The 14,167-nt window shown below is 39.3% G+C and carries 8 protein-coding genes; all 8 read left to right on the forward strand.

Annotation, left to right across the window (positions count from 1 at the left end; translation table 11 throughout):
• Positions 1 to 26 precede the first annotated feature (26 nt).
• The 8 genes from esaA to IW510_RS17445 all read left to right on the forward strand — a co-directional run bounded on the left by esaA (position 27) and on the right by IW510_RS17445 (position 14,155).
• Positions 27 to 3,626 carry a type VII secretion protein EsaA gene (gene esaA / locus IW510_RS17410; protein WP_202061804.1) on the forward strand — a complete coding sequence of 1,200 codons (3,600 nt, stop codon included), beginning with the start codon at positions 27 to 29 and terminating at the stop codon, positions 3,624 to 3,626.
• On the forward strand, positions 3,623 to 4,084 hold the full coding sequence (locus IW510_RS17415; protein ID WP_202061806.1) for a hypothetical protein: 462 nt from the start codon (positions 3,623 to 3,625) through the stop codon (positions 4,082 to 4,084). The genes esaA and IW510_RS17415 overlap by 4 nt, the downstream gene beginning before the upstream one ends.
• Complete coding sequence (locus IW510_RS17420; RefSeq protein WP_202061808.1) at positions 4,084 to 4,359, forward strand: EsaB/YukD family protein; 276 nt, start codon at positions 4,084 to 4,086, stop codon at positions 4,357 to 4,359. The genes IW510_RS17415 and IW510_RS17420 overlap by 1 nt, the downstream gene beginning before the upstream one ends.
• Complete coding sequence (essB, locus tag IW510_RS17425; protein ID WP_202061809.1) at positions 4,346 to 5,623, forward strand: type VII secretion protein EssB; 1,278 nt, start codon at positions 4,346 to 4,348, stop codon at positions 5,621 to 5,623. Before IW510_RS17420 ends, essB begins: the two co-directional genes overlap by 14 nt.
• Positions 5,624 to 10,132: a type VII secretion protein EssC gene (gene essC, locus IW510_RS17430; protein WP_202061810.1), complete on the forward strand. Its 4,509-nt coding sequence runs from the start codon at positions 5,624 to 5,626 to the stop codon at positions 10,130 to 10,132. It abuts the gene before it with no gap.
• 40 nt (positions 10,133 to 10,172) lie between these two features.
• Positions 10,173 to 11,501, forward strand: a complete 1,329-nt coding sequence (locus tag IW510_RS17435; RefSeq protein ID WP_202061811.1) for a glucosaminidase domain-containing protein — start codon at positions 10,173 to 10,175, stop codon at positions 11,499 to 11,501.
• A gap of 197 nt (positions 11,502 to 11,698) precedes the next feature.
• Entirely contained in the window at positions 11,699 to 12,076 is a 378-nt protein-coding gene (locus IW510_RS17440) for a hypothetical protein (RefSeq protein ID WP_202061813.1), read from the forward strand.
• Positions 12,077 to 12,091: 15 nt separating this feature from the next.
• Positions 12,092 to 14,155, forward strand: coding sequence for a hypothetical protein (locus tag IW510_RS17445; RefSeq protein ID WP_202061815.1), 2,064 nt, complete (start codon positions 12,092 to 12,094; stop codon positions 14,153 to 14,155).
• Positions 14,156 to 14,167: the final 12 nt, after the last annotated feature.

The raw sequence follows: 14,167 nt of genomic DNA on the forward strand, positions 1-14,167 counted from the left end.
AGTCTGTCGGTTAGAGGAGAGTGGAGATGAATAATAAAAAACTTTATTATATTTTAAAATCAGTCTGGATGGTTGTTGTTCTGATTGTTGCACTTATATTTATGAATCGAGATCATACTGATATTTCAGCGAACAAAGAAGAAGAAGCGACTAGATTGAACATAGCTTTGGTAAATGAGGACGTTGGGGTGACTCGTAATGGGAGAGCCTACAGCTTAGGTGTTGACTATGTGAAAAAAATTGAGAAGGACACTGACCACAACTGGTTTACTGTAACTCGAGGGATCGGGGAAAGCGGATTGAAAAATGGTACATACAATTTATTAATCACTATCCCAAGTACGTTTTCTGAGAAGTTGCTGGAATTGGATAGTTCTTCTCCGGAAAAGCTTCAAATTAATTATAAGATAAATGCCAATGGAAACAGCACACTGGAAAATGAATCCAGAAGCGTTGGTCGCAGTATCGTCAGCGGCCTGAATCAGCAGCTAGTAGACATGTACGTAGTCAGTATCATTGATAATTTGTTTACAGCTCAAAGAAATATTGAAAAGGTTTATACGAATCAAACAGAATCAGTTGGGAATTTCCAGGATGTCCTTTATCAGCCAACAATCAATTTCAAGGATTATCTACCGGCTTTGACCAGTCAATCAAACAGTGCATTACAGTCTAATGATTTGCTGACTAGCTTATTATCAAGCTTCTCTGACAGCACAGTTTCGTTATTGGACAGTCACAAGGACTATTCAACTATTCTGGAAGAACTGCTTCAGCAACGAGCCGAAGGGAAACTGACCTATGAAGAATTCTTGGAAATACTATTAACTCTAGATAGTAGTATTTTAAGCTCAGAAACAAGTAGCTTAATGTCTACCATTAGCAATTTGAATGATTATTTTGTTCAACAGTTTAGCTCACAGGAGGAAGGACAATATTTTCAACAAATGGCTGGTTTGACTGGTGATTTCACTCAGTCAAAATTGGATATTGATACTCAACTTGCAGAGTTGGAAGCATTAAGAGATAAGTATTTTGAAAAATATGAGAAACAATTTTATTCTGCGTTTGGATATACACTAAACGAAGGAGATGTTGCACCTGGAATTACGTTAAGAGATGTAATCAAGAAAAAGTATGAGATGGATCCAACAATCCCAGAGGATCAGGTTGAAACTGAAGTGAACAATTATTTTGACCAAATAGAAAACTTCAATGATAGATATATTCAAAGAATGCAAGAAAGGTTGGATAGTTTACCGTTAAGAGATGTGACTGATTTTGCAGATGTTTTGCCGACAACAACGGCAAAAGCAAATATTTTTAACTACACCAATGCTCCTTATTGGAATAAGGATAAAAATACGCAAGGTCATCCTCTAGCGGAGATTAATACGTACTTGACTAGTATCAATTCCAAGATTGCAACAATCAATGACGACATCAAAAATCAAAATGATACACATTATAATCCGATAGATTGGAGCGATCCATATATCGGTGTTCCTCAATTGGAATTTCTAAAAGATAACACAGAAGTCAACATTGACAAGGATGCCAATAATAATCCGACCTACTACAAATCGCTTCAAGAAGCCTATACTAATTTGGATTTTGAAAGACAGGTTGCAGTAGGTAAAAGGCATAAAATAGTTATTGATTGGCAGATTATTGGGAAAGAAGCATCTATCTTTGTTAATCCAACAATAGTAGGAACAACACAAAAAGTTAAATTACTAAATAGTCCTAGTGCAGGTGTTAGTGTACCTGAATTATTGGGATCAGGAATAAATGAAAACTCATATCAATATAAAGTACAAAGCTCAACTAATGGTCGAAGAGAAATCATAATACCATATGAATTACCTGACGATTATGATGAGACGGAAGCGAATCCAAAAATAAAAGTTAAAGTAATGCAATCTAGAAGTATTATTGATTCTGATGGTCGAGAAGATTTTTATGAGTTAAGAGCAACTCAAAATGAAGAGGGATCAGTGATTGTCCAATCATTAACGTCTACATCGGAAGAAGTAATCAACTCAAGTGGAGATTATGAGGATATTATGGAAAGTGAAGAAAACTCAGAGTCTTCAGAGGATACTTTGGAAGATGTCCCAGAGTATTCGGATGCTCCTACATCTGATGATTCTATTGAAGGTGGATTAACAGCGCCCGAAGCACAAATTGAACCGAGAGCAGCAACACCACAAAATGGTTATGCTGTAACAATTGATTATACTTTGGATACATCTGCTTTTCTCTCTGAAAATTATCAAATTGCTAAAAGAGCTTATTCAGAAGAAATCGGAAAGATTTTGGAATTGTATAAAACTGTGGATGATGAGCTGGCAGAATTTAGCAACTACCCGTTTATTACTTTCCATACGTTTTTGGATATGAATTTGACGGATGTATTTAAAACGGTTCTAAATCAATCATTTATGAACACAGACGGTGATTTTGAGAAACAATGGAAGCAACTGCAGCAGCTAAAAGCATTAGCGGAGTCTATTGAGCTCAAAAATACTGAGGTACAGACAACGCTTGTGCAAACACAAGAAAACACAACCAGCTTAAACGCCTCTGTCGCAGAGCAAATGGAACTACTAAATACTTGGCAGGAAACGAGTCAATCGTTAACCGCCAGCGAGAGTCTGGTCAGTGCCGTGAATGCTCAGACGGACTCAGAGGTGACCTCAGTCTATGAAACATTGAAGATGATTCTTTCTCAATCAGAGATGGTGAAGGAATCGTCGCAGCAAAATGTTGAGCAGGCGGATGGTGTGAAAACAATCTTTGATTCCTTCAATAATGAAGTGAAAAATGCACAGCAGAATAGTGAAGAGCTATCAGAGAATGCGGATCAAATCATGGAAGAGTTAAATACAGAATTGGCAAATAATTCCAATTTCGTTGATGCATTTGTCAAGGTATTAAACAATGCGTACCAAGACGGTGTGCCAAATAACTCGTTACTTCAATTTATTGCTAATCCTGTCACAGGAAATGCTGAAGCAACTATTCAGACAACAGAGGTTAATCAACCATTTACTTGGATTTTGATTATGTTTACCTTGAGTTTGTTCCTTGCGTATCTATTCGCAACGCAGCCAGTTGTTCGTAAAATCAAGGACAAGTTCAAGCGGGAGCAGCTTTGGTTTAAAGACAATATCATGGAGACAATTCTTTTGAGTACAAGTGCTGTAGTCGTAGGTTTGATATTAGCACTGCTAAGTATTGGAGAATTGGCAATTACGAAGGAGTCGCAAATTGTCTGGATTATGATGGTACTGATTTTCATGTTGATTTTCTCATTGATGAATCATTATGCGTTGAAACAGTTCCATATTGCTGGTTTTGCCTTGAGCCTATTTCTATTTGTAAGTTATGTATTTGTAACGAATGCGATAGGAAAGACGAAAGAAAACAATCCGCTCGTTGGGTTCATCAGGCAGGTCAACCCGCTCTCAATCGGTGAGCATAATTTAGCTGATATCCTTTCGAATAATGCATTGGATATTGTTAAGATTCTGCTCTATCTGTTAATTATTGCAGGGTTGGTTGCATTCAACATTTTCATTTGGAAACCACGTAAAAAAGCAAGGGAAGTGGCAAAGAAATGAAGAAATGGCTGATTGTACTTTTAACAGCAGCAAGCTTTATGCTAGTTTCTGAGACAGCCTCAGCGAAAGAGAATTTAATTGATAATGATTTAGATTTAAAAACTGATCGTTTGAATAAAGACCAGGGAACTGGGAATAAAACCCAAAGCTTTATTGCGGAAGACCGTTTGTTTGATGTAGAAATGATGGAAAAAGTCGAGCATGCGAAGGAAGTAAAAGAAAAGAAAAGTGAACAGGAAAAGTCGGAATACTTTTTGGTGGAAGTACCGGCAGTGAAGGAAATAGACACAGAAGACCTGTTTATCGGTGGGGAAACAGTCAAGGTGGCACAACAGGAGGAGACTGCTTCGGCAGTTTCCTCACCGCCATCTTTGTGGCCGTTGATAGTAGGGACCGCGTTACTAACTGTAGTTGCATTGTTCCTGTTTCACTCTAGAAGGAAAAAGAGGTTGGTTTAATGGCAGACAATACTGAACACATTAATATTACACTGGTATACAGTGATAATCGTGGGAAAATCGTTGATTTGCGGATTCCCAGCAATATCACTGTATATCGTTTTATCAGAGAGCTGAATCAGATTTTCGGCAGAAGTAAGGCGCTGAAAAAGTATCAATTAAAGGTTTTAAATAAAGGGATTCTATTAAGTGAGGAGCAACGGATAAAGGATTATCCGATCACTGATGGAGATATTATAGAAGTGTTGGAGGAGCAAGTACATGGAATCGTCTAAGGGTGTATCAGCAATTATAACAATTGAAAATCACACATATGAATTTGAGAAAGCGACAGCTGAATGGCTGCTGGCTTTACGTAAATCAGAAGTGCAGGTTAGCGAAGAGAAGGACTTGGCACTATTGAAAGTGGCCCATCCATTATTGATGGCTACAGATATTCACTGGGAAGAGGATGAAGTGACCTTTACTTACCATCTTCCTAAAGAACATATCAGCTTTAATGAGCTGCTTACTCGTCCAAAAGAAGATAAATTACGAGCAATGGCCAATATGATGGAAGTAAAACAGTTGTTAGACCTTCCATTGACATTTTTTATTCATCCGGAAAACATTCTGTTTGATTACAACTTGGTACCAACCATTGCTTACCGTGGGTTGGAAGGTAAGATGCCTCCTCAGGTGATGAATGAAGAGCTGCTGTTGCGTCAATACAAGAGCCTGATTATTGCGTTATTTGAAAAGGATCAAGACTTTTCAAAGCTATATGAAGGACAGTTGGATATCAAAAAAGGATCAAAGTTCATTCAGACAATTATTGGACTAGAGACCTTCGAAGCGATTCATCAATACTTAATAGAAAATTACGAGCTAACGGTTGCTGAGCTGGAAAGAACTACTCGAAAGGTGAGCAAGCGAAAATTCACATTAATTAAGCAACTGTCTATTTGGATGTCTATTTTAGCTGTTATTTTGATTGTGCCTCTGGTTTATTTGCTATTCTTCCGTATTCCATTTTTGAATAGGATGCAGGATACAGATACAGCATTCCTGAAGAATGATTATGAAGCGGTTATTTCAACACTTGAACCAATCAAAACTGAGGATGTGCCTTATACACAAAAATATGAACTGGCTTACAGCTTTGTTCAAGGTGAAGCTCTTCAAGATACGCAGAAAACAGTTATTTTGAACAATATTACATTGCGCTCAGATAAGAACTACTTAGATTATTGGATTGAAAATGGTCGCGGAAACTTAGACGAAGCTTTGGATATTGCGAAAAAACTGGAAGACTCAGATTTAATTTTATATGGAATTACTCAGAAAATTGAACAGGTTCGTAATGATTCAAACCTTTCAGGTACAGAAAAAGAAGAGACCATCAATACGCTTGAAAGTGATTATGAGAAATACAAAGAAAAGCGGAATACCAGTATAGATGAAGCAGCAGCTGCAGAGGCAACCGCGGAAACGACTGCTGGATCGACAACTGGGTCAACAGCCGAAACAACAGGGACTTCCCAGCAGGAGGGGAACTAGATGGATAAGATGCAAGCCATTCTCTATTTTGAAGGCTATCGCTATCAACTTCTTCTGGATCATGAAAAAGAACAGCTTATTTCCAATAGTAATCAGGCAGCACTGCATATGCCGTTACCGCAGGAAAAAGAATTGGTTCTCTACTATGAAGATGGCTGGTACCTAAAGCAAGATGAAACAGAGCAGCAATTGACTGTAGATGAAGTGCTGACAATAACACTTGATGATGAGCAGGAAATGAGTTTGCTTATTACACCTGTACAGAAAAAAATGGTTTTTGACCTGTTGGATAAAACGGAGCTGATTATTGGGCACGAGCGTGGTGTGTCTCTTGCGCTTACAGAAAAACATTTCTCTGCTGTAATGAAAAAATCCGGTGACAATTGGCAACTTCTTTTGCTGGAAGGATTAGCGACATTAAATAATAAAGTCATGATGGAAACGGACTATGTATTGGAAAAAGGCGATGAAATTTCTTTTGGTCGACATACATTGAAGGTCTTTTCTCATGAAATCCATGCAACAAGAGGAACGGTTGCCGATTCAACTCTTTGTGAGATTTATCGTTCTCGCTATGAGATGTATGAAGACTATCCTGATTTCCATCGCTCACCACGTATCATTTATCGTGAACCGGAGGAAAAAGTAACCATCAATGCACCAAGTGATCCGAAGGATGAGCCGAAGGAACAGTTGGTGAAGATTATTTTACCACCGCTGGGTATGTTGGCAGTAACAGCCTTAATGGCATTTCTCCGTTCAAACATGCTGTTTGTCCTAGCCAGTGGAGCGACAACCTTGATGACGCTAACCTTCTCTATTCAAAGCTATTTTAAAAACAAGAAGGAACATAAGCAAAGCTTGGTTGATCGTGAAGTACAATACAACAAATACTTAGTTGATAAATCTGTCGAGCTGTACCAGATGAATGAAAAGCAGCGTCAAGGACAGCATTATCATTATCCAAGCGTTGTGGAACTGTTGGAGATGGGGAAAACATACAGCCCACGTATCTATGAAAAAACAGCTCTTCACTTTGACTTCCTGTACTATCGTTTAGGCTTGGGAAGAGTACAAAGTACCAGTTCAATTGATTACTCAAACAAGGAACGTGGAAAAGAAACGGATAATTTGGAAAAGTCAGGCTATGAGCTGTATACAAAAAGCCTTGAGCTTGATGAAATGCCAATTTTGGCGAATCTGGTCAATGGTCCTGTCGGTTATATCGGACCAAGGAATTTTGTGTTGGAACAGTTGCACTTACTGGTTAATCAATTATCTTTATTCCACAGTTATCATGACTTACAATTTATCTCTATTTTCCCTGAAAGCGAAAAGGATCAGTGGGAATGGATGCGTTGGCTGCCTCATGCAAAATTGCAGGATGTAAACGTTCGGGGATTTGTTTATAACCAACGAAGCCGTGACCAAGTATTGAACAGTTTGAATCAGATTTTGAAAAACCGTAAGAATGCGTTGGCAGAAAATGGTAATAGTCGAGACAGTACCCTGTTTACGCCACACTATGTCGTGATGATTACGGATGAGAAATTGATTCTTGACCATGTCATTATGGAATTCTTTAATGAAGATCCAAGCGAATTAGGCTGTAGTGTCATTTTTGTTGAAGATGTATTGAGTAGCTTATCTGATAACATCAAAACAGTTATTGATATTCGCGATCGAAATACTGGTGTCCTATTGCTGGAAAAAGGTCAGCTGAAAAATACGAAATTCCAATTGGATCATTTCCCTGCTGGCTTTGATAAAGAAGCGTTGCCAAGATTATTGGCTCCGCTGAATCATTTACAGAATCTGAAATCTAGTATTCCTGAGGCCGTGACTTTCCTTGAAATGTATGGCATCGAAACCTTCAATGAATTCAACGTGACGCAGCGTTGGGCACAGAACTCGCCCCATAAAACCCTGGCTGTTCCATTGGGACTGCGAGGAAAAGATGATATCGTGATGCTGAATCTTCATGAGAAGGCACATGGACCGCATGGCTTGGTTGCCGGAACGACTGGTTCAGGTAAATCAGAAATTGTCCAAAGTTATATTTTGAGTTTAGCCGTGAATTTCCATCCCTATGATGTAGCTTTCCTACTGATTGACTACAAGGGTGGGGGAATGGCAAACCTGTTTAGAAACTTGCCGCATTTATTGGGGAGTATCACCAACTTGGATGGCGCACAGAGTATGCGGGCACTGATTTCCATTAATGCCGAGCTGAAACGTCGTCAGCGTCTGTTTTCTGAAAACAACGTGAACCATATCAATCAATATCAGAAGCTGTATAAGAGTGGGGATGTATCAGAGCCTATGCCTCACTTGTTCCTAATTAGTGATGAGTTTGCCGAGCTGAAATCAGAGCAGCCTGAATTTATGAAAGAGCTGGTTTCAACCGCTCGTATCGGACGTTCCTTAGGGATTCACTTGATTTTGGCGACACAGAAGCCATCAGGTGTGGTAAACGATCAAATCTGGAGTAACTCGAAATTCAAGCTTTGTCTGAAGGTTGCAGATAAAGCGGATAGTATGGAAATGCTGAAAACACCGGATGCTGCGGAAATCACACAGGCTGGACGTTCATACCTGCAGGTTGGGAATAACGAAATCTACGAATTGTTCCAAAGTGCGTGGAGTGGAGCCGACTATCAGCCGGATAAAGACGATCAGCAAATCGAAGACCATACCATTTATCTAGTGAATGAGTTAGGTCAGTATGAAATCCTCAGTGAAGATTTGAGTGGGTTGGAAAATGTTGATGATGTGAAGCAAATCCCAACAGAGCTGGATGCAATCATTGATGGTATTCATGAAGTAGCAGAGCAGGAAAATATCACTCCATTGCCAAGACCATGGCTGCCGCCATTGGAAGAACGTATCGTAGTAACAGACTTGCATGAAGTAGACTTCAAAGAAGAATGGGCATCAGAGAAGCAGCATTTGGTACCAACTATTGGTGTAGTAGACGTTCCAAGTATGCAGGCACAGGAAACCTTGAAGCTAGATATGACGAATGAAGGACACATGGCTGTCTTCAGCAGTCCAGGTTACGGAAAGAGTACCTTCATGCAGAATGTCGTAATGGATTTGGCACGTGTGCACAATCCTGAACGCCTGCATGTGTATCTGCTTGATTTCGGAACAAACGGTTTGCTTCCACTGAAACGATTGCCACATGTCGCAGACACGATGGCTATTGATGAAGAAGAGAAAATCGCTAAGTTCGCACGAAGAATCAATGATGAACTAAAACGTCGTAAAAAGCTGTTGAGTGAGTTCTCTGTTGCAACGTTGGAAATGTACGAAAAAGCCAGTGGCAAAGAAGAACCAATCATTTTGATTCTATTAGATGGTTACGAAGGAATGAAGGGCTCGAAATTTGAAGAGATGCTGGATAAAGTCATCACTCAGGTAGCTCGTGAAGGTGCCGGTATCGGTATTCACTTACTGCTATCAGCAGGCCGTCAAAACGCAATGCGTATGAACCTTTCAAGTAATATCAAGCTGCAAATTGCATTGAAAATGATTGATGATGCTGAGCCTCGCTCAATCGTCGGCAGAACGACCTTAACAATTGATGACCTTCCAGGTCGTGGCTTAATCAAGTTGGATGAGCCGGAATTATTCCAAGCAGCTCTACCGGCAGTCGGAGAAGACACCTTGAAAATCATCGAAGCAATCCAAGCAGAAGTCTCTGAAATGGACGCTCATTGGACCGGTGAGAGACCGGAAGAGATTCCGATGATGCCTGAGGTATTCAGTTTCGAAGAGTTCAAGGAAATTGCTAGTGTACGCAAGCAGATTGCAACAAAACAATTATTACCTATTGGCTTAGATTTTGAAGATGTGCAAAGTGTTGCTTGGTATCCTAAAAATGCACACTTGTTGTATGCGTATGCAAAACCAACCGATGGAGAAAGCTTTGCTCACCATGCGCTGGATACTCTATTGGGGCAAGGGCATAAAGTGCTGTTATTTGATAGTGGTCAGAGTAGTCTATATACCAAATATGAACAAGTTAATGTCGCTGCGACAACTCAGGAAGACCATGAAGAATTGATAACTGCTATCCAAGAAAGAATCCAACAAAGAACAGATGATTTCTTCGCTTATCAAAAGGAGAATGGAAGCATTTCTCAAGTAGAATATTTTGAAAAGCATGCAGAACCATTATTTGTTGTTCTTAACAACGTCAATAAATTCGTTGGATCATTAAATAGTAAGGCACAGGCAGCATTAGTAACCGTCTATCTTGAAGGAAAAGATAGAGGCGTACATTTACTTTCTATTGGTGACGCATTTGAATTAGGTAAGGGCTACGATGACGTAAGCAAGACGATCAAGAAAGCAGAGGAAGCAATACTTAAAGTCAGACTTAATGATCAGACATTCTTGACTGTCAATAATAAGAGTTATAAAGAGGAAAATCTGAAAGAAGATGAGGGATACTTTATCCAAAATAGTATTGCCCATAAGATTCAGCAACCAAGAAATCAATAAGAAAATGATTTTTACTAAACAAAGGAGCACAAAAACGCATATGAAGCGAAAAGTAATGGCAATATGCACATTAAGTTTGTTGCTGGTACAGACATTTACTCCAATGATTGTTTATGGAGCAGAAAATGCTGACGCCGAGATAACTGTTCCAGAAACAGGAACAGGTGAGACAACAGAAGAAACGACAGATAGTAGTACATCAGAAAGTACGGATAGTAGTAATACCGGTGAAAGTTCAACAGGTGACTCAGGTTCTGGAACAACAGACTCAAGTACTTCTCCGGAGATTCCGGAAGTACCTGCACCACCGGTAGAAACACCACAGGTACCTCAAACACCGGCACAGCCAACACCTGCGCCAAGCACACCACCAACTCAGACTTGGACTGATACTGGTGGCACAGGAACGGCGCAATCAGTAGCACCGGAAGCAGGAACGATTTCCGTTAATCGTAATGAACCAACGGATTTGTTCATTTTAAGGATTGGTGAAAAGGCGCGTAAGGTAGGGCAAGAACATGGTCTCTATGCCTCGGTAATGATTGCACAAGCCATTTTGGAAACAGGTTCAGGCGGTAGTCAGCTTAGCCAAGAGCCTTATTACAATTTATTTGGTATTAAGGGAGATCATGAAGGGCAATCAGTGACCTTTACAACGTATGAGGATGATGGTTCAGGTAACTGGTACCAGATTCAATCGGCGTTCAGGCAATACCCAAGCTATACGGAATCTTTTGAGGATTATGCTGAGTTATTGAAGGATGGCACTGAGTGGAATCCGACGATTTACGAAGGAACGTGGAAAGAGAAGGCGGCTAGTTATCGTGAAGCAACCAAAGCATTAACAGGTGTGTATGCAACAGATACGCTCTACGATGAAAAACTGAATGCCTTTATCGAAGAATATGAACTGACAGAATATGATAAGGCAGAACCATCTACTTCTTCAGGTGGTCTGATTATAGCTGACAGTCATCCAGACAGTGATTTCAAAGACTATGCAGGCGAAAGTTACCATGGTGCCGAGTATTATGCTGCAGGAAATTGTACACAGTATGCCTATAACCGAGTTGTTCAGCTTGGCGGATATGTTGAAGTGAACATGGGGAATGGTATGGACTGGGGCGCAACAGGAAAAGCGCGCGGCTATGAGGTCAGTCACGAACCAAAAGCAGGTACAGCACTGTGCTTCCAACCGGGAGTAGCAGGGGCAGACAGCACATATGGCCATGTGGCTTTTGTTGAACATGTCTATGAAGATGGGTCAATTTTAATTTCAGAAATGAATGCAGTCGGTCTGGGTGTCGTATCCTTTAGGATGATTGATAAACAGACAGCAGAGATTTTGACTTACATTACACCAAAATAATAGAAATACTTCTTTTACTATGTATCGAAACGGAAGTTTCGATACATAGATAAGGGAAGTAAGAAAAGTATTCGTAAAAACGGTAGGTTCAAACACATAGATAATTTGAAAATGGATAATTATTTTTACTTTATCGATAAAATAGTATTTACTTACCCTTAAGTTAAAGGTTAAATAAAAGGAGGAGAAATGGAGTTATGAGTAGTTCGGCTAGTATTGCAGCAGATATTACGAAGTTAGAAGGAAAGAAGGCTAAACTGCTCGCTTTTGCGAGTCAGTTATCTGGAACTAAAATAACATCTTCATATGGGGTCACGAGAGATGCTGATAAAATGGACGGAGATAAGTATAAAGAACACCATGAGAATGCCAAGGATTTGGTTACAAACTGTGTCAGTGATGTCAAAGCTGAGAGAAGCAGTGTAGTTTCAAGCTTAAAAAATAAGGCGACAGCCTATGATATACAGATTCAAAGCTTGAGGAATTCTTATCATGTAGCTATGGCGAGAGAAGAAAATGAACGAATGATAGCGAGAGCAAAAGCAGAAGAGGCAGCTGAAAAAGCGAAAGCCTAAAAAGGAGGGAAAAGAATGGCAGTAAAAATCGATAAAATTTCTGGACTACAGGAAATGAGTAGTACATTAACAAGTTATTCTCAAACAATTACAGATGCGACACAAGATGCTAGTACAAAGCTATCTGCAAAAATAGAAGGGCAACAGGCGGATGCGTTGAATGCCTACTTGGAAATAATCAATGATATGAGTAGTAAGGTCTACGTAGAATATCCACAGCAAATTACATTATTCGCTAGAAAATTAGATATATATCATGGAGCTGTTACAGGAGAAGGCTTTTCTACGAAGGTTCGTTCTTCTGTGCCAGGTGTGGAAGACGATTATTGTGACAAGCTTGTCAAAAGGGAAGAGAAGCTAACAGGGCAAATCGATGAGATGAAAAAAGTAATTGATGAAATTTTAGCCGATTCAGATGCAGCAGCTGCGATAACCAGTGATCCTGCTACTACGATTAGCAGTAAAAAGGATGCCTTTCAAACAGATGTTGATACATGTGTTACAGCTATAAAGAAGACGAGAAGTAATCTACAAGAAGCTGTAGATACATTCAAAAGTGATTTAGAAGGAGTCAAGGAGACTCTTTCCGGATTGAAGTCATCAATCGAAACAGTATCAATGATTACTGATCCGAAAAATGGGTTATCAGCATCAACTGCTGTTGCTCTTATTGCTAGTGGAAAAATGGATGCTGGAAGTATTCCGGGATTTTTGAACGGTATAAAGAAGGAAAATGATGCAAAAGCATTAGAATATCTACTGAATGAAGACTATAAAAGCTATTTTGAATTAGATGCGACGAAAATTGGTGATGTACCAAGTGCTTTATTAGTTAAGCAGTTAGCAGATATTACAAATATGCCAGCTGAAACAATGAATGAGATAGAACAAAAAAAATTGCAATCAATACTCAATCATTTAATGGGATTGAATTCTGAAGCAGCAATTGAAGCACATTTACAAAATATGTTAAATGCTTCTGATGTATTGAGCTTACAGTATGCAGCTATATTAGCTACGAAATCAGAAGATTTAGGCTATGAAATGACAGAGGTTGAAAGGCAAAAACTATTAGAACAATTTGAGAAAATGAATGCTCTTGGAAGTTTGTGGATGACTCTCTATGCTGCAGAGACACCTGCGGGAACGAGCACAAAAGAATATGGACATCATACTGCCAAAGGGGAAGAAACATTACGTTTTAGTCTAGATGGCTTAACTTTATCTGCGGGTGGCCAGTTTTCATTTGGCATCAAGCAAAATAGCACTATAAAAGCAAATGGTCAGGTTTATGAAGGTGAGAAAATCCAATCATACAATTCTTTGTTTCATGAGAATTACTCCGCAACGTCAGCTGCTGGTGAAAGTCGAAAATTGGCAGAGATACAGGAACAGCGGCAAGCATACTTGGAGGAGTTATTAAAGAATGGTTTGATTACGACTATTGGAGTTTTTAATCCTGCTGTTGGCACCGGTTTGCTATTTTTAGACGCTCTTGCTACTCAGAATACAACAAGTCTTTTAAGAGGAAATGATGTAGCTAAAAATATGATGGATAAGAACGCTGACTATTATAAAGGATTGACAAAAGTAACGGATAATAGCGTGAAATACTTGAAGTTAATTATCGACTATCAAAAAAATATGTCAGGTGCAGATAAGAAAACAGCAGCTGCTGAAGAGGATATCATGTCAGCAATTATTGGAAAAGGTGGACGAGAGGGCAATTTGATTCTGGGAGATAATGGACAGAAGACAATTGCTTTTGAAGATGGCATGCCAACAGTAGAGTCGATTGCGCGATTAAACGAGCTGAATAATTGTGGTTTGACAAATTATCCTTATCCAGGAGAGCAATCTCTTGTTGAACGAGCAAAGGATGGCTATGCTTTAAATGGTGTTAATAATTTAAACGAGCTACCTCCTGCTCAGAAGTATTTATTAAATATAGGTGGATATTCACTGGGAGATGAAGGTTGTAGCCCAAGTGAAGTACGAGCAGCACTAAATGATATAGCAAGTAAAACAGGACTTAAATCTTCTGACTTTTTTGATTACATTGAAGACATTGGAAAGTAAGAGGTAAGTAGA

It is taken from the genome of Enterococcus sp. BWR-S5 (assembly GCF_016745255.1).
Lineage (GTDB): Bacteria > Bacillota > Bacilli > Lactobacillales > Enterococcaceae > Enterococcus_L.